This is a genomic window from Calditrichota bacterium (assembly GCA_013112635.1).
GTDB lineage: Bacteria > Calditrichota > Calditrichia > Calditrichales > J004 > JABFGF01.
In genome coordinates, this window is the sequence record JABFGF010000001.1 from 731,271 (window position 1) to 750,049 (window position 18,779).

The 18,779-nt window shown below is 35.3% G+C and carries 16 protein-coding genes and 1 pseudogene; 2 read left to right on the forward strand and 15 right to left on the reverse strand.

Going from position 1 to position 18,779, the window contains the following annotated elements; all coding sequences use genetic code 11:
* Positions 1 to 81 precede the first annotated feature (81 nt).
* The 3 genes from HND50_03175 to HND50_03185 form a co-directional block, all read right to left on the reverse strand.
* Positions 82 to 1,617 (reverse strand): sodium:proton antiporter, encoded by a 1,536-nt coding sequence (locus HND50_03175; GenBank protein NOG44202.1) that lies wholly within the window; start codon positions 1,615 to 1,617, stop codon positions 82 to 84.
* Between the two features lie 95 nt (positions 1,618 to 1,712).
* Positions 1,713 to 2,135 (reverse strand): hypothetical protein, encoded by a 423-nt coding sequence (locus tag HND50_03180; protein NOG44203.1) that lies wholly within the window; start codon positions 2,133 to 2,135, stop codon positions 1,713 to 1,715.
* A gap of 88 nt (positions 2,136 to 2,223) precedes the next feature.
* Positions 2,224 to 5,313, reverse strand: a complete 3,090-nt coding sequence (locus HND50_03185; GenBank protein NOG44204.1) for a PAS domain S-box protein — start codon at positions 5,311 to 5,313, stop codon at positions 2,224 to 2,226.
* 231 nt (positions 5,314 to 5,544) lie between these two features.
* Here HND50_03185 and HND50_03190 point away from each other — a divergent pair, with 231 nt between their 5' ends.
* Positions 5,545 to 5,985, forward strand: a complete 441-nt coding sequence (locus HND50_03190) for a hypothetical protein (GenBank protein ID NOG44205.1) — start codon at positions 5,545 to 5,547, stop codon at positions 5,983 to 5,985.
* On the opposite strand, the gene lptB is transcribed toward HND50_03190, so the two are convergent.
* From lptB to kdsA, 9 genes are all read right to left on the reverse strand, one after another.
* Positions 5,982 to 6,722, reverse strand: a complete 741-nt coding sequence (gene lptB / locus HND50_03195; GenBank protein ID NOG44206.1) for an LPS export ABC transporter ATP-binding protein — start codon at positions 6,720 to 6,722, stop codon at positions 5,982 to 5,984. The two genes, HND50_03190 and lptB, sit on opposite strands and share 4 nt — an antisense overlap.
* Positions 6,712 to 7,794, reverse strand: a complete 1,083-nt coding sequence (locus tag HND50_03200; GenBank protein NOG44207.1) for a hypothetical protein — start codon at positions 7,792 to 7,794, stop codon at positions 6,712 to 6,714. Before HND50_03200 ends, lptB begins: the two co-directional genes overlap by 11 nt.
* On the reverse strand, positions 7,794 to 8,336 hold the full coding sequence (gene lptC / locus HND50_03205) for an LPS export ABC transporter periplasmic protein LptC (protein ID NOG44208.1): 543 nt from the start codon (positions 8,334 to 8,336) through the stop codon (positions 7,794 to 7,796). Before lptC ends, HND50_03200 begins: the two co-directional genes overlap by 1 nt.
* A gap of 26 nt (positions 8,337 to 8,362) precedes the next feature.
* A complete protein-coding gene (locus tag HND50_03210) occupies positions 8,363 to 9,325 on the reverse strand; it encodes a KpsF/GutQ family sugar-phosphate isomerase (protein ID NOG44209.1) in 963 nt (320 codons plus the stop codon).
* Between the two features lie 4 nt (positions 9,326 to 9,329).
* Positions 9,330 to 10,286 (reverse strand): Ig-like domain-containing protein, encoded by a 957-nt coding sequence (locus HND50_03215; protein NOG44210.1) that lies wholly within the window; start codon positions 10,284 to 10,286, stop codon positions 9,330 to 9,332.
* Positions 10,283 to 11,074, reverse strand: a complete 792-nt coding sequence (locus tag HND50_03220; GenBank protein NOG44211.1) for a hypothetical protein — start codon at positions 11,072 to 11,074, stop codon at positions 10,283 to 10,285. The genes HND50_03215 and HND50_03220 overlap by 4 nt, the downstream gene beginning before the upstream one ends.
* Entirely contained in the window at positions 11,040 to 11,873 is an 834-nt protein-coding gene (locus HND50_03225) for a hypothetical protein (GenBank protein ID NOG44212.1), read from the reverse strand. The genes HND50_03220 and HND50_03225 overlap by 35 nt, the downstream gene beginning before the upstream one ends.
* Positions 11,874 to 12,362 carry an HAD hydrolase family protein gene (locus HND50_03230; protein NOG44213.1) on the reverse strand — a complete coding sequence of 163 codons (489 nt, stop codon included), beginning with the start codon at positions 12,360 to 12,362 and terminating at the stop codon, positions 11,874 to 11,876. It lies immediately after the preceding gene.
* Positions 12,363 to 12,448: 86 nt separating this feature from the next.
* Positions 12,449 to 13,300: a 3-deoxy-8-phosphooctulonate synthase gene (gene kdsA, locus HND50_03235; protein NOG44214.1), complete on the reverse strand. Its 852-nt coding sequence runs from the start codon at positions 13,298 to 13,300 to the stop codon at positions 12,449 to 12,451.
* A gap of 181 nt (positions 13,301 to 13,481) precedes the next feature.
* Here kdsA and HND50_03240 point away from each other — a divergent pair, with 181 nt between their 5' ends.
* Complete coding sequence (locus tag HND50_03240) at positions 13,482 to 14,174, forward strand: 16S rRNA (uracil(1498)-N(3))-methyltransferase (GenBank protein ID NOG44215.1); 693 nt, start codon at positions 13,482 to 13,484, stop codon at positions 14,172 to 14,174.
* A gap of 18 nt (positions 14,175 to 14,192) precedes the next feature.
* Here the strand turns inward: HND50_03240 and HND50_03245 are convergent, their stop codons facing one another.
* The 3 genes and pseudogenes from HND50_03245 to pyrB all read right to left on the reverse strand — a co-directional run bounded on the left by HND50_03245 (position 14,193) and on the right by pyrB (position 18,748).
* Entirely contained in the window at positions 14,193 to 15,605 is a 1,413-nt protein-coding gene (locus HND50_03245) for a SpoIIE family protein phosphatase (protein ID NOG44216.1), read from the reverse strand.
* Positions 15,606 to 15,642: 37 nt separating this feature from the next.
* Positions 15,643 to 17,385, reverse strand: coding sequence for a T9SS type A sorting domain-containing protein (locus tag HND50_03250; GenBank protein ID NOG44217.1), 1,743 nt, complete (start codon positions 17,383 to 17,385; stop codon positions 15,643 to 15,645).
* A gap of 13 nt (positions 17,386 to 17,398) precedes the next feature.
* Positions 17,399 to 18,748, reverse strand: a pseudogene (gene pyrB, locus HND50_03255) (aspartate carbamoyltransferase).
* Positions 18,749 to 18,779 lie beyond the last annotated feature (31 nt).

The following is an 18,779-nucleotide window of genomic DNA, read 5'->3' on the forward strand; positions in this document are numbered from 1 at the left end:
CGCCATATTTAATGGAGTCGCTTTGTTTAAAGAAATTTCGTTTTAAAAGATAATAAATTTAACGCCAAGTTTTAAATCATTCTAAAAGAAAATTAGTGTTACTAAAACGAATGTTGGTACCAAAATAGCTACTGACCAGGCCATGTAACCAAAGAAGGATGGCATTTTAATTTCATTTTCCTCAGCAATTGATTTAACCATAAAGTTCGGTGCATTTCCAATATAGGTATTTGCACCCATAAAAACAGCTCCGGCACTAATTGCAAGCAATGTTGACGCATAGGTTGTCATTAAATCGCCTACTTTTAAACTTTCACCAAGAGCAGTATTAAAAAACACCACATAAGTTGGAGCATTGTCTAAAAAGCTGGATAAAATGCCTGTCGCCCAAAAGAATGCAGAATCCACAAACTCTCCTGAACTTGTTCTAACGCTGTTAATAATTGCACCAAGAGGCCCTTCTGAACCCGCTTTTAACATAGCAATAGGTGGAACCATAGTAATAAAAATTGTTGCGAAAAGCTTAGCTACTTCTACGATCGGTTCCCAGGTAAATCCATTTCCTTTACGAGCTGATTCAGGAGTGAATTTCAATGATAAGAATGTAAGGCCTAATAGAATTAGTACCTGTGCCAAAGTACCTTTTGTCATCAAACCGGTTCCCCACATTACAATACTCCAGTCTTCTTCAACTGCAATATTGGGATGCCAGATTCCGCTAAAAATAACAGCTGCAATAATCCCGGCAAGAAACAAGAAATTGATTGAACCTTCGATACCAAACTTTTCACCATTTTCTTTTTTTGTTGGCTTATTAGTTTCCTTTTTATAATAAAAGCTGTCAATTACAAAGAAAACAATTATCAAAACAACTACTTCAAAAAGCATTGGAAGAAACATGTGAGTTGTTGTCCAGAAGAAACTGACGCCTTTCAAAAATCCGAGAAATAGTGGCGGATCTCCCAGCGGAGTAAGTGAACCTCCGATATTTGCGACCAGGAAAATAAAGAATATTATTACATGTTTTTGGTTTTTACGCCAGGCATTGGCCCGGATCACCGGCCTGATCATTAGCATTGCTGCACCGGTTGTTCCCATCCAGCTGGCTAATATTGTTCCAATTAAAATCAAACCTGTATTTAATTTTGGGCTTCCAATAAGCTCGCCCTTTAACCTAATGCCGCCACCAACAGTAAAGAGAGCTAATAATAAAACAATAAAGGGGATGAATTCTCCAAGATAAACTTCGGCAAGGTAAAACCCGCTCATATTTATCCCTTTAAAAATTGTGAACATCACAAAAAATAAAACACCCCAAAAAAGAGAAATTTTACCATAATGATTATGCCAGAAATGAGGTGCCACCAATGGAAAAACGGCTATTGAAAGAAGAATTCCAACAAACGGGATTAACCACCAAAGAGAAAGTGTTTTCCCATCTAAATGTGGTGCATGATGTTCATCATGACTATCACTTTCAACAGAATGTGCTACTTCCTGAGAAGTTGCTAAACTGTCTGTTTCGTGTTCATTTTGCGTTGAAAACGCATTAGCGGGAACGATATATAAAAAAGCAAGTGTGATAATTAGAATGAGTTTCTTACTAAAAGCGTACATATTGCCTCCCAGGCAAAATAAAGACCGATTGAAAAATTAATGTTATTTGTATTCGGAGGAAATTTATAAGATTTAACAATGCAGGATTTTTTTGGTTAGATTAATCGATGTCTCGTTAAAAATTCATTTAGCCACTCATTCATTTCATCACGAACCTGCCTGAAGGCTTTTTGTTTCTGGATCTCATTTCCTTCAATTTTTGATGGATTATCAAACTCACGATGAATTTTTGTACGGCTGCTCATTAGGATATGTAACGAATTCCTGGCAATTTCTGATGTTGTGATGATAATATCAAATTTGGTATGAGTATATTCGTTTACCGAATTTGTATTAAATTCAGACATATCAATACCCATCTCCAGCAATACTTTTACTGTTAAAGGATGAATTTCTTTTGGGCGAATTCCGGCGCTATCAACATCAACTTTTTTAAATGTCAGGTGTTTAATAAGTTCAGACATCATTGGTGTCAAAACAGAATTTTCGGTTCCAAGGACAAGAACCCTTTTTTTCATTTCTCGCTCCTAATAGCAATTTTCAATGCAATTTTATGAGATGGATAAATTTACATAACAAGATATTACATTGCTATACTTTTTATTATCAGGATAATAATACACGGATTTGTTCACGGGCAGATTGGACATCGAAAGGTTTGGGCAAAAACCCATCAACACCATCTTTAATTAGCTGCTGTTTTATCTTCTTATTGGTGTGTGCAGAGGTAATTAATACTTTTAGCTCAGGTTTTATTTCTTTTATTTTATAATAAAGTTCATTTCCATACATCTTCGGCATAATAATATCCAAAATTGCAAGATCAATTTCTGAATGATTTTCTTCGAATATTTTTAAGCCTTCCATGCCATCTTCTGCCAGAAAAGTACTATAGCCATCGGTATTAGCCATGTCTTTTAAAAATTCACGGATAACCTGCTGATCATCTACAATTAATATCTTTGACAATTGTGATTGTTTTGCACTTTTTACCGCACGTCTTTCATGTATAAATGGAAGGTAGAAAGAAATTGTAGTGCCTTTATTTGGTTCTGATTCTACATCAATGTAACCATTGGCCGATCTGATTATATTAAAAATCAAACTTGCGCCCAGGCCTTTTCGTGAGGCATCTTTTGATGTTGTAAAAAAGGGTTCAAACAATCTGTCTATTGTAGATGAATTCATGCCAGATCCCGTATCGCGGAATACAACTTTTAAATAGTTTTGATTAACCGCATTGTTTTGAATTAAAAAGCTATCCGTATCTGTTTTACACACACGCGAAGTAATAAATATATCTCCGCCTTGTGGCATGGCCGCTACAGCATTCAAAGCAAGATTTAACATAACTTTATTTAGCTGTGCTTCGCTGACGGTTACAAACCCCCTGGAATTTAAATCCGCATCAATTTTTATACTTTCCGGGATTGTATTTTTAAGAATGTGGATCGAGTTCTCAATAATCTGATCCGGATCTACAGCTGTTTCGGCTTTGGAAAGTTGTTTACCGGACAGATTTAAAATCTGGTCAGAAAACTGGTGAGCTTCCTGCATAACCAGCTCAGCATCTCTGAATGCAGCATAAGTTTCTGGTGCTGAAATCTCTTTTATTTCGTCTAAACTTTTTGTTAATGATGTAATTATTTGATTGTATTGTTGCGCTATTTTATCGGTTACGCTATTAAAAACATCCATGCGGCGTGTTTCAGTAAACCTCTTTTCAAGATGACGCATTTCAGTTGTATCTATACCAAAATTTACTACAACAGAATTGTTGTGTTCTGCTTTTATTTCAACTGCAGTCCATCTAATTATTTTTTCTTTGCCAGTCTTGGATACAAGTTTTACTTCAATAGGTGTTGAGGAATTTTCAGCAATATGCTCATTCCTTTTATGGATAACATAGTTTTTATATTTCTCATCGGGATATAATTTGTCCATTATATCGGATGCACCTAATATTTCCTCTTTTTTATACCCTGTCACCTGTTCTGCTTTTTTGTTCCATACCAGGTAATCACCATTTTCAGCAACGACTGTTATGATTATATTTGCCTTTTCAATCAGCTCATTTGCAAAAAACCTCGTATTTTTTAGATTGTTTTCGAGTTGCTTGTTTTCTGATATATCCCGGATTATCCCTTCGATGTACGAGTTTCCTTCATCATCTGTAATCAAATGAGCATGTTCCAAAACTTTTATAAGCTTTCCTGTCCTAGTCTTTAGATTAGAAACATAATTGTTGACAGTTTTTTCATGTTTTAAGCTATTTAAAAATTCCTCACGCTCATTTTCAGTTGGATAGAAATCGAATGCGACCTTATTCCTTTTCACCTGATCAATAGTTTTATAACCCAAAATATCAAGAAAAGCTGGGTTTGCATATATAACTTCGCCTTCAATGGTAGAGCGATATATTCCATCCAGGGCACTTTCCACAATCTCTTTAAAATTAAAACTTTCCTTTTTCAGCTCGCCCTTGCCTTCTGCCAGATATCTATACCTGGCCATATCCTGAACTATTTTATAAATATCCATCACAAATTCATCAGGTTCGTAGGGATTGGCATAAAGGAGAATAACTATTTCCACTACATGAGTATTAACAATTGGTATAAATGTAGCTGTTCTACCAAATTGGATTATTTCTTTGTGAGCATCATTTTCATTAAAAAAGTTAAAAGTGCTGATTTCAGGCTTCTTTAAAATCGTCTCCAAAACCCCTTTCAAAGCACTTACAGCATCTTGGTCTTGTTTAGCAATGTTTTCAAAATCAACAATAAACTTATTTTTAAAATTCGATTCTACTACAGGGCAATTGATTATTGTATCACAATTAACAATTTGTTTTATATAGTTACCAAGGACTTTGAGATTTGAATTTGAATTCGAAATATGAAAAAATTGATTAAGTAATTCCCTTAAATCAGCAAAACTTTTATTTTGATTATCCAGCATTCTTCTAATATTTAAATCTTCACTTTTGGATTTCAAATAAAGAAAAAACTCATTTTCCGATTGTGGTGATTTAATTATATTAATTTCAACAGGTTTTATCTGTCCAGCCCCATCAAGAAAAGTTGTTATCAATTTTTTATTGTTTTCAGGGTCTCGCGTAAAAAATAAATATTCTTCGAATGAATACCCGGGAATATAACTATCAATATTTGTATTAATTAACTGTGTGGGGTTATAATTAAAAATATCACAGAAAACCTGGTTAATATTAAGAAGGTTGCCTTTGTGATTGGCGGTAATTATACATTCCGGTGAATTAGCAATAAATTTTTTAATATTATGAGTATTTTGCTCACATTGTCTGTGTAATTGAGAGATGTCTTTTAACTGGTTAAAAAGTAGTATTAATTGTTCCTCAAAAAAAGAAGACTTTTCAAAAGACAAACAATTATTGATATCAGAAATTTTGTTTATAACTTCTTTATTTGCTGCTGTGCCTAAAACAAATATTGTCTGCTCATTATTATATAAACGTAATTTTTTTATATATTCAACAAGATCGTTTGATGTCTTATTAACCAGGAAAAATATCCCTCCATATATTTCATTTCCAAAAGAAAGTGGAAGTTCGTCAATAGCATCAAACGTAAGGATATCAATGTTTTCATCAGATTCAATAAGTTTTTTTGCTGAATTATGCCAAAAATTGTCACGTAGAATAAGAATTTTATTCAACGTTATTCCTTTCGTTAAAAAATACGTTTGTTTAAGCTAGGATAGAAGTTCAAATTGAAAACTTGTGTTAGTAACAGTATCGTCAACTTAAAAAATGAGTTGATTCATTAATTAAGAATAATTTCAGAATTGTATCATTTATCACAACTTGATGTTACAAAGTTTTAGTAATTGACATGAAAGTTTTAATGGCATATATTTAGCCCACTAACCAAAAAATCCTCAAAGATCATGAAGATAATTGTAAAAAAGGAATTTGACGGCAAAAACTATATCGGTTCTTGCGAGAATTTGCCTAGTTGCTATGTGCAATCACATTCATCCGAACAACTTGTTATAGAACTTCGGAAGGCAATAGAAGTATATCGAAAGAGTTATAGTAAGAGAAACCAGGCACTACCTACTTCCTATGACTATCCGATAATTGATCGTAAAATCCGTTTCAATAAGATTTCATCAAACCAACTGGCAAAAGTGTTGCTGAAAAACAATTATCATTTTGAATCAAAAGATTCTGAATCTTTGCTTTTTATTAACTCGAACTTTCCTTTTAACAGAATTCATATTCCAAATGTTTCAGAGATATCTCCAATGCTTATTTCTAAAATATTTGGTAAAGAAAATATCATTTTCGTTAATAAGAACAATCTGAAAATAAACTCTTCCGCTTAACGATCTAATTTAAAATTTTCACCCAAATACAACTTTCTTACCTGCTCATCTGCAGCTAAAGTATCTGCTGTCCCCTCTTTTAAAATCTGTCCCTCAAACAATAAGTATGCTCGATCGGTTATATCCAAAGTTTCATGCACATTGTGATCCGTTATTAATACTCCGATGCCTCTTTCTTTTAATCCATGAACAATACCCTGGATATCTTCAACAGCAATGGGATCTACTCCGGCAAAAGGTTCATCCAATAAAATAAACTTTGGATCTGTAACAAGGGTGCGGGCAATCTCAGTTCGTCTTCTTTCACCACCCGATAGATTATACCCCAGACTGTTGGCAATATGTGTAATATTCAACTCATTTAAGAATTGATCACATTTTCTTTTTTGTTCACTTTTAGATAGGCCAATCATTTGCATTATGGCCATTAAGTTTTCCCGGACAGTAAGTTTTCTAAAAATAGATGCCTCTTGTGGTAAATATGCAATACCATATCGTGCACGTTTATACATCGGAAAGCGCGTAATTACCTGATCCTGATACATTACTTTACCAGAGTTAGGCCGGATCATTCCAGTAATAATATAAAAAGTGGTTGTTTTCCCGGCACCATTTGGACCTAATAGCCCAACAATTTCTCCCTGAGCAACATTAAGGGAAACTGAATTAACAACCTTTCTTTTACCATAAATTTTAATTAAATCTTTTCCTGAAAGAACGAGCTTGTTATTCTCCAATTTTTTTTTCCCCTTTAAAACCGTCGGGATAATATGTCCCTTCTGCTCCACCAATTATTTCTATTGAATCCAATTTACCCGCTTTGAAAAACACATAAATACTATCCGATGTCGAATAATTTATACCCTTGTCAGCGTTTTCACTTAAATAATATTTACTACTTGCATTTAGCCTGGAGATAACAAGATCCGGCCTTCTCTCATTTATAAAAAACTCAATTGATTTGCCTTTTAGCAAATTATACTCATTTGGTATTGAATCATTTATTGTTTTTGCCTGCGCCTCACCAAATACATCTAAGTGTTTAACCTCAGAGGAATCAAATTTCACCTTAATCTCTTTACCTTTTAGTTCATTATTCTCGAACCAGGTAATTGGATTACCTTTTAGCCAGGCGATTTCGGTTTTTGAATAATACCATGATGTATCACAAAAGGCTTTTAATCCTCCTTGCCATATTTTTACACTGTCTTCTGCATAGGCGTATTTTAGAGTATCTCCAAAATATTCTAATTTTTCAGACTTAACTTGAAAAGAATCGCCTTTAGCGGAATCCACCTGAATAAAATGAGCATTGTTTTTTATTCGGAAATAACTATTTTTTTTATCGAAATATCCATAATCACCGGTAATATGAACATTGTCTTCCTTACTCCATAAATAAACACTGTCTGTGGCGGTTGCTTCACTTCTTTTTAGATTATAAACAAGGCGATTTGTAAATAATGAATCTGTTTCCGATGTTGCCCTTACATTGCCAATGCACTCAGTCAACTCATCATCAGGAAAATAAATAATTTTTTTTGCCTTAATGGTTCGATGGCCATTATTAACTACAACACTTCCTAAAAGCTCCAATGTATTTTTTGCTTCAAAATAATATGCACTATCACAATACATATGAACTGTGTCTTTAACAACATGTACAGAACCTTTTAATATTCGTATCTGTTCACCCTGTATTTTTTTTCCTAAATTCAAATCTGCATGAATTATGCGAATTTTTGAGTTTGACTGGGAAATGACAAAAATTGAAATGAATATAAGAAACGGGATTGTAGAAAGACGCATTATTGAGGCTTTCCGATTAGTTCACTCCCTGTTCCATGAGAATTGGTAATTTCATAGTTTTCAAGGCTTGGATCAGATATAAAACTATCGCCATAAAGTGTATCTGTATCAGAAGTAATTTTCACTGGTATTAAAGATATAATTTTTTGCCGTTTATTGTCCCACATTAGTGTATCGGTATATAGTGTCATCCCGCTATCAGAAACAACAATTACATTGCCGTAAGCAATCATATCTTGTTTTTGATCATCAACCTCACCGCCAATTGATGTAAGCACAGATGTGTGCTGCCCTTCGTTATTGAAGAAATCTACCTTAAGTCCTTCAGAAATATAAGTCTTCTTTTTTTTACTGAATTTTTGAAAATGCTTTGCTTCAACAATCCCCACTTTTTGGCCATCATTGGTAATGAAAAGCGTCGAGTTCCAGCTTTCCTGATCGGGAAATTCCGTAACTGTACTAGAACCTGTTGTTTCCTCTTCACGCTGGGCACAGTTGAAAAGGGTAAAAAGTAAAATAATAATAAATATTAATTTGATCATTTTTATAATTGTATTAGTGTTAAAAATTAAACGGATATGCCGGCTTGCATCAAATCATGTAAATGAATTATTCCCTGTAATCGATTTTCGTTATTAACCACAGGCATGGCAATTATTCGATGCATTTCCATTTCGTTATAAGCAATTATAGCTAAGGCATCCTCTTTTATCAGCTTTGGTTTTTTATTCATCACTTCAATTACAGGAATGTTCATAAACTGATCGTTTGTTTCAATGAGCCTGTTCAAATCACCAGTTGTTAAAACACCTTGTAATTGCATATTTTTATCTACTACAGGGCATATCCCGCGTTTGTGGGCCATTTCCAAAACGGCTTTGCGCATATTATCTTCAGCAAAACAGAAAGGTAATTTTTTACCTTTTTCCATTATATCTGAAACACGCATCAATAATTTTTTTCCAAGCGAGCCACCCGGATGAAGCAAAGCAAAATCATCCGCAGAAAAACCACGGGCTTCCAGTAAAGCGACGGCCATTGCATCTCCCATTACCAGCGTAACTGTTGTGCTGGCTGTAGGAGCTAAATCATGCGGACACGCTTCTTCTTTTACACTTATATCTAAGCTTACATCAGAATTTGTGGACAATGTAGATTGTTTATTTCCAGTCATCGCTACAATCGGAACATTGAGACGTTTTAAAGCTGGTAAAATGTGAAGCAATTCTTCTGTCTCACCACTTTTTGAGATTGCAATAACCACGTCATTTTTATGAACCATGCCCAAGTCACCATGAAGCCCTTCAGCAGGATGTAAAAAGTAAGATGTTGTTCCGGTACTGGCAAAAGTTGAAACCATTTTCTTGGCAATCGCGCCAGATTTCCCCATGCCTGTTACAATTACACGGCCTTCACTTTGCAGGATTAGCTTAATGGCATTTTCAAAGTTTTCGCCAATACGGTTCTCCATTTCATGAAGGGCTTCACGCTCTATTCGGATAACCTGTTTTGCAGCTTCAAGAATCGGCATAAATCTAATTTCCCCCGCTTTTCGGAAGGATCCCTTCAACATTTACAACTACCAAATCAGATCCGGTATTGTCAGGTTTATTAAATGCGGCGGCAACTACTTCGATTGTGGTTGGCCCAACCATTGAAGAATCTGTTGTAAAGCTAAATAAATAGTTATTTGATGCATCATAATTCTGTTCACCTTTTTGAATTCCATTTACAAATAAGCGAACATATGCCAGAGAATTATCATGATATGCGGTTAGCTCAACATCAATATTTGTATTTTGCACAAAAAATTCGTTTGTTTTTGGAGAGGTGATATTTACCAGCGGATTTACAGAACTTTGCACAATAACGACATCCTGGCCTGTATTTGATTTCTCGTTTCTAACAGTTACTTTTAATGTATAAGTATCACCAATCAATGGCGCGATCCAATAAACGGTATCTTTGTTGGCCGGTTGAATGAATTGACCTCGATTCGGATCGCTACTCCAACTGTAAGTTAATAATCCATCTTCAGGATTGGTGGCAACAACTATTGCAGTGACTGTATCACCCGGATTTACAGTTCCCGGAAAGACATCTACTTTTTCGATGATTGGTTTTTCATAACTTCTAACAACAACTATATCTTCACCTGTATTTGATTCTTCATCATTTCTAACAGTAACTTTCAAAGTATATGTGTCGCCAACTGACGGAGCTATCCAATAAACTGTATCCAGATTGGCAGGCTGAATAAATGTGCCACGGCTTGGATCACTACTCCAGCTATAAGTTAACATGCCATCCTCAGGATTGGTTGCAACCACAACTGCTGTAACGGTATCTCCCTGATTAACATTTCCTGGGAACGCATCGACTTTTTCGATGACCGGTTTTTCATATTTACCCTCATCAATAATTTCACCTAATTTCTCACAGGAAATAAAGAAGGAAAATATTAACAATAAAACGGAAATTGTATTTTTCATAGCTCTTTTTCAATGGCATGTAAAACTTCGTTACCATTTTCATCCATTAAAATAAATATAATATTGTCTGGATTAAAACCGTCAAACTCCAACGTGAAATCCTTTTCAACAAATTCTCCGGCATCAATTTTGTCAACCGGATCAGGTATAGACATAGCCCTGACGGTGCGTTTACCTTTAAGGCCATTATTATCAGTAAGGACAATTCTCATCAGCATTTCATCAGTTTGTTTGTTGCCCAAGCCCGCTATTAGATAGGTCCCTTCGATTTTATCAGATAAGGCATCAAACTCTGTTTCGATTGTAAATTGGCTTGGTTGAACAATTAAATCTGAGGCAAAAACCTGAGTTCTTTTAATTACATTTGATACGTTCGATGCACCTTGAACACGGTTTTCTGCTCCATTAATAAAAATATCCGGAACACCTTTCGAGCGGGAAAGATCAAATCCTGTTGTGTATTTTGTATACTGATCTTCACCCATGGCTAAAGTAAAAGGATCGTAATAATTCGAATTACTTGTGTTCCAATGATATTCCAGCCAGATCAACCTGTCTCCATAAATATCCGATAACGAATCAATGGCTTCCAAAGCATCATAATTAAAAGTATAATTCTGTGGAACATTATCACTTGTATTTATAAACGCTTCTAAAAGGAGTACGCTTTCACGCGAGCTTGAATTATTTTTCGGATCCAAAATATTATCCCGTTCGATTTGAGAACAGGCAAATGAAAAAATAATCAGGATACTAAAAATGTATTTGAAAACCGATTTGAATTTCATTTTTTCCTACAAAATAAATATTACTTTTTACAGAAGATTGTTTTGAATGGCCACTTCTGATTTCGTTTTCTTCATCGCTGCTCAAAAAATCAACAAGCGTCCCTATCGCAGCGCTGCCTGCCAAAATCCCTAAAATTGTATATAGATCTTTGGAGTTATTTGAGCGGTCATAATATTTGTCAAAATCTTTCAACTTTGTGGCAGAGTTGTATTTGTCAACACTATCATTATGATAGGAGTTTGTTGCAAGAGTTGCACTGCCAAGCAAAACGGTAGCTCCTGTCCAATACCAAATTGAGTTTGACTTGAATACTTTTTTTGTCTGGTATTCACCCTGTCCGGTCAAGCGATATTTAAGGTTGTTTGCCAGCATTTCAATCATGGATTCTTTATGATCCCTGTTCGATGAGCGCACAATTTCCGTTTGAACCTGTCCGGTTTTAACCCTAACCAAATCTGCACTAACAATTATATCGCTGCCCTGCTTATCAATTTTGCCGGACAAAATAAACTCCGCACCCAGGATTTTTCCAATTGTTTGCACTTTTGATGAATCAACTAATCCGGATAATGTTAAGGCTTGTTCTTCTAAAACTTTATCAAGTCGTGCACGATCCAGAACCACAATATCTTTATTATCTGACAGATGTGAGCGTAATAATGTTGGTACACTTCTTTCCCATGCATCAAGATAAAGCACTTCAGATTCATTGGAAAAGTTGGAAACAGCAACATTTACTTGAGAAAAAACAGTAGTATTTAAAAAGAATGATATTAGAATTGCGTATAAATATTTCATTTAAGCTTTAATCTCTTTGATCAGTTTATCAAATTTCCCCTGGGCTTTTAATATTTTCTCAATTACTTCCCGTACAGCACCTTCACCACCAGAGACAGCTGTAGTATAATCAGCTATTTCTTTTAATTCGTCACGTGCATTAGAAACAGCAACACTAAATCCAACCTTTTTTAAAACCGGCAAGTCCGGGAAATCATCACCCATGTAGCACACTTGTTCGTCTGAAAGGTTAAATTGTTTCTTGATTTCTTCATATCGGGGTAACTTTTTAAAACTCCCCTGTGAAATCACATCATATTTTAATTCTTCTGCACGTCGCTGAACCATTTTTGATTCACGGCCTGTGATAATTCCTGTCATTAAACCGGCCATTCTCGCCAAAGTAATGCCCATTCCATCAAGGATATTAAACTCTTTTACTTCATCTCCATTGGATGTAAATATTATTTTACCATCCGTTAAGACACCGTCCACATCCATCAGGACCATTTTTATGTTTTTAAGATTATTTTTCAACTTATCCTATAATTTTTTTTCCACTGATTCTCGCAGATTTAGGTTAAAGCATTCAAAGACTAATACAATCCCTGATCATCCCCTTTTAGATTGGGTTTGATCAGATGATCAATTTCTTTTAACTGTCTCATTAATTCTTCCATGCGCCCCAAAGGCAACATGCTATCCGCATCGCATAAAGCGGAATCACAATCCGGATGCGTTTCAATAAAAAAACCGTCAACACCCATGGCCACTGCTGAGCGTGATAATCCAAAAATAAATTCTTTGGCCCAGCCACTTTTATCATTATTCCTGACACCATATTTTTTTAAGGCATGGGTGGAATCCATAATAACAGGATAACCCAAATCGCGCATAACTTTCAGGCTGCGCATATCGACCACCAAGTTGCCATAGCCAAACATACTTCCTCTTTCGGTTAGCAAGATTCGTTCGCTGCCGGCATCTTTAATTTTATTTATTGATGCCGATAAATCTCCCCCAGCAAGAAATTGGCCTTTTTTTATATTTACTACCACACCGGATTTTGCAACTGCCTGCAACAAACTGGTTTGCATGGATAAAAACGCAGGGATTTGTACAATGTCTAAAACCTCGGCACACGCCTCTGCATCATGCGCATTATGGATATCAGAAAGAAGCAGGACATTAAAAGTATCTTTTACTTTTTGCAAAATTTTTAATCCTTTTTCCAACCCGGGCCCTTGATATGATGATGCAGATGATCGATTATCTTTTAGATAAGAGGATTTGAAAACAAAGGGGATTTCCAGCTTTTCACTGATTTTTTTCAGCGTTTCTGCCGTATGCATTACGACCTCTTCTGATTCAATAACACAAGGTCCTGCAATTAACAATAAAGGATTTCCCTGGCCAATTTTGATTTTACCAACCTGTACAATCTGCATTATTTTCTCGTAAAAATTATAGATTTTTATTTCTTAAATGGACAGCTTTAAATATACATTTTTTTGGATTGCCCTGCAATGAAAGTCAACTAATCTAAACTTTATAATCCCCGAGGTGAAATGACTATGATCAAATCCAAAATATATTGCAATAAATCCTGTTCTTTCACAAATTCAACCCATGGAATTATTTTACGCTTTCCCGGAAAACATCTCTGACAATTTACTTACTCTTGATTCTTTTGAAGCCAAACATTTGACGAAAACTCTACGCAAAAAAACAGGTGATGAAATTGATATTACCGATGGAGAAGGAAATCATTTTTCTGGAATTATTGAAAGCTTGAAGCCAGGGCTTACTGTTAAAATTAGCTCAAAGAAGAAAATTAAAAAAGATGAACAAAACCTATCCCTTGGGATTGCTTTTATACGCCCTAACCGTTTGGAATTTGTTCTTGAAAAAGGAACCGAACTTGGCGTTGGTTCTTTTCATATTTTCAGGAGTGAACATGCCAATTATTTTAGTGATAATGAAAAGCGGTTTGAGAAAATTCTACGCCAGGCTATAAAACAAAGCAACCGTTTTTGGTTACCAAAATTGTATCTACATAAAGATTTTAAAAGTTTTATTGAAAAAACAAATAACATCCCCTTAAAATTGGCTGCTATTGATCCGAACAGCCCGGGTATTAGCTCTCATTTTCCTATTAATTATACAGAAGAAACATTGCTTAGCATTGGGCCTGAGGGTGGTTTTAGTGATAAGGAAATAATTGTTTTAAAAGAAAATGGTTTTAAAGATGTTTCTTTGGGAAAATTTAGATTAAGGGCGGAAACGGCAGCTATAGCTGGGGTTGCCAAGCTAATTTTATAGTATTTTCAATTTTCTATGTCATATCTTCATTACTTTTAAAATTACTAAAGTAATATCATCATCTTGTTTTCTATCTTTTCGCCACTCATCCCCTATCCTAAGTAAATTTTGGGCAATTTCATTTGGAGAAGCATCAGCAATTCCTGCAAAGGCATCTTTGATTCGTGGGATATCTAAAGTTTCATTTTGTTCATTAAACAATTCAATCAACCCATCTGACAAAAATAATAGTGTATCACCTGGATTCAAATTAGTTTCAAACGTTTTATATGGAAATGACTCGAATGCTCCCAAGGGCATCCCTTTAACAGTAACTTCCTCAACACTTTTTGTATCAGCACGATAAATAAAAAATGGCGGCATTCCGGCTGAGGAACCATACAATCTACCATCTTTGATTTTGAAAATCATCAAAGCCATATACAGATTGCCCAAACCCATTTTTTTTATTGTGTGTGTGCTCTCCTCAAAAAATGTGGTAATATCTTTTTGTTTTTCATGAGCAATAAACATACTTTTCATTATAGAAACCATGATCCCGGCTTTCATCCCATGACCGGTTGCATCCCCAATAGCAAGAGTTAAAGTTCCATCTTCTGAAATATGATAGTCATAATAATCTCCACCAACTTCGGCAGCTGGTTTCATTTCAAAACATGTTTCATACCCGCCAAGTTCAGTCATACAATTAGGTAACATGGAAAGCTGCAGATCTCGTGCATCCTGCAATTCTTTAGATTTACGTGTGTCTTCAAGTTCCAATATCCGGAGTTCTAATTCATGTTGTTTTGCCTGCTGTTCTTTCAAAATGATTTGCTTATTCTTTCTTGAAAAGTCAGCAGCAAGATAAGCAGAAGTTGAAAAAATCAGGCCAATAAATCCAAAAGGGTAACCATTATAAATTCCATAATAGGCGTTTATTAAACCCATGTCCATAAAAACATCATAAGTAGAGAACACAAACAGGAGAAAAAAACCAAAAGATAATACTTTTGCACCATCTTTCTGTTTTGTAATCCCAAAAACCATAAGACGAAATACCTCTATAGCCAAACCTATTTGAAAAATTATAACAAATTTTAAATTTGCTACTGGTTCAAATACAGCTAAAACACCAGTTACAATTAACCCGATTGTGATTATCCAAAATTGTTTTGGGATTACCAATTCAAAAATTGAATATATAAATAATAGCATAAAGATAGGGTTGTATGGCATAACCACACGATGCAATTGTAGATAGAAAAATTCATTTTCAATTGTTGCCTGAAAATCAAAGAATATATTTGCTGCAAATAGAAGCGTAAATAAAGCAAAATACAAATTGCTTTTTATATGGCGGTTATGCATGTAAAGTACGAAATGAAGCATGGTAAAGGCGACAGCAAAAGTAGTAAAAAAAACCTGTTGGTATAAATCAATATTTAGCATTACTAATTTTCTCGAATTGAAGTAATCCAAGGTTACGTCATTTGACCAGCAAAAGTTTTTTAACTTTGCTCTGCCCTATTGACTCAAGATGATATAAATAAATCCCACTAGATAACGTACCTGCATCAAACTGTATTACATAGGGGCCAGCTGATTGTATTTCATTTACTAATACTTCCACTTGTTTACCTAGTAAATCATAAACTGTCAAGGATACTCTACCTGTTTTTGAAAGCGAATACCGAATATTGGTCGTTGAATTAAATGGATTTGGATAGGCTGGATACAACTCTATTTTATTTGGGATTTCCGTTTTATCTTCAATAGAAACAGGACTTAATGAAGCTATATCCATAATTCTTGGCAAATGATCGGAAGCAATATTCGTATTTTCAGATAACAATCCGTAAGTATCCAATTCACTTTGGGACATAGCTAATGTATTTAATACAAAATGATTGCCCAATTCAATGTTGCTGTCAGAATATAAAATATAATCAAGTTTTCCCGGACTAAAAGAACTGTTATCATTTCTCCATGTGTAGCCCATGCGAATAGAAGTTTGTCTTGAAAACAAATCTGCTAAACCAGTATTGTCCCAATCAGGAAGGAAATCTTCCCCAAAAGTTGCTTCATTAACGATATCGCCTTCGGTAAGAGTTATAAGTTGTTGTGAATCGCCAACAAGGTTGAAATCCCCAAGATGGACGATTGGCGTATTGAGCGCAAGAGGAAATGGACCATCGCCTGAACGCCAGTTTCTCATAATTTTGATAATCTCATCTGCATCATTCTGGCGGCTTTCATTGTTTGCACAACAAGCCAAATGCGAATTTATGATAAGAAGATTTTGCCCTAATATGGATTCGGTCTGCAACAAAACGGCCATTGTTCGATCGGAAGTTGTCAATAAGGCTTGGTTTAATACCGGATATTTTGAAACTACAACATTGCCATTACCCAGCTCTACGCTATATAATTCTGTTTCCTGAATCCAGTTAGATATCAGAGCCTTAACTTGATTCCCATCAGACTGCTCCTGGAAGCCCATAATATCAGGATTTAGAGCCTGAATTATTTTTTTAAAATGATCTTGCCGGTCTGTATCAAAAAGTCCGCTGCTCAAAGTGTTGTAAGTCATCATACGAACGTGTTGTTCAATATTTTTAACAAGAGGGATTATATTGAGCGGTTCAACATTATTTGTATCAACCACATAGGAGAATCCTCCGGAAGCGTCAGGAACAAAATCCGTATTATCTGAAGAAGATAAAAATAACGAAAGATTATCAGGAGTAACCAAAGTTCCTGAGGTCATTGGAATTGAATTAAGACCAATGGCAATCTCAAACTCTTTTGATGTAATTGTTGGAGCACTTCGAATAATAATATCAGCCTGGCGAATAGCTGCTTCCCCGGTAGAACTGTAGTAAATTCCATCACGACAACCAAAACACCACTCCAGTTCAGCGCCAATTCCATTTGTCTGGTGTCCTGTTTGATTGTTGTTATCTGTATCAATGAACAGTTTAATACTATTTAAGTCTTGAAGTAGTTGTTTGGACGAGTGGAAAGCAATTTTTATAAAAAGGAAGTCTTTATCGTTGGTTATTTTAAAATCTGCAAAATCCTCAGAGCCATCCCCGGCAGCATCAGCGTAAGCAACTGGAATCTCAGTCCAATCTTCAAAAAGACCATCGATTGTAATTGCGTCACCGGCAAAACCATATTTTACACAAATAAAAACTAAAACTGCTATTCTAATAAACGATGTCTGCATTTAATCATCCTAGTTAACGTACTCGCAACTCATCGATATGAAAAATACGCTCACAATAATCACAGCGCAGGCGAACCGGTGTGCGAGAAACTGTTTTAAACCGCGTGCCCATTTCTTCTACATTGGTGATGCATTTAGGGTTGCCGCAAATTGCTGAGTCAATTATTTCATCGGGGATTTGAACTAACCTTTTATTTAACACCTCATGGTTGCGAATAATTATAACATTTGCATTTGGCGCAACGAGGGCAATTGAGTTTACTTCGGCAGAAGTCAATTCTCGACCCTCAATCTTAACAATGTCTTTTTTACCGAATTTTTTACTGCTAAAATTAATTCCAACTGTTACAACGTCATCTTTGCCGGGTTTGATAATTGAAATAACCTGCAAAGCTTTATTAGCAGGAATATGATCAATTACTGTCCCTTCCTTTATCGGATCAACTTTTAAATGTTTCATTTACTGCACTCCTAACAAAGTTGAAAGTATCGCCTGGCGCATAAAAACACCATTCCCAGCTTGTTCAAAATAATATGCAGCCGGTAATTCGTCTACATCTGTATGGATTTCATTAACACGCGGTAATGGGTGTAAAACTTTGAAATTATCTTTTGCATTTGTCAATTGAGAAGCACGAATAATATAAGCATTCTTAACACGCTCATACTCCTGGGGATCAGCAAAACGTTCCCGCTGAATGCGCGTTACATACATTACATCGAGGTTATCAACAATGTCTTCCACCTTATCAAGAATATGATATTCAATATTCATCTGTTTCAAATCTTCCGTGATATAATCCGGCATGGCCAGGATTTCAGGTGAAATAAAATAAAATATAGGTGAGAATGTAGAAAGTGCGTAAACCAGAGAATGAACCGTTCGTCCGTATTTAAGATCGCCAACCAGGGCAATTGACAAATTATCTAAGGTCCCTTGCGTTTTGCTGATTGAATATAAATCCAGCATGGATTGTGTCGGGTGCTGATTTGATCCATCTCCGGCATTTACCACGGGAATATTGACCTGCTCAGAAATGTAGCGGGCAGCACCTTCGTTTGGATGACGAACAACAATAATATCTGAATATTGGTTAACAACCTTAACTGTGTCCGATAATGTTTCTCCTTTTTCAACAGAAGTGCCTTTTGTCCCGGACATCAGGATTACTTCACCACCAAGTTTTTTCATTGCGGAGTCAAAAGAAAGTTGCGTCCTGGTTGAGGGCTCAAAAAAAAGTGAAGCCATAACCTGCCCCTTCAGTTCCGGCCAAATTTCCTTATTTTCAATTTTTCCTGCCTTCTCAATTAAATCCAGTATTTGGTTTTTATCCAAATCGCGCATGGATATTAAACTATTCATATTTTGTCCACCTTGTAAATAATATTAGCCA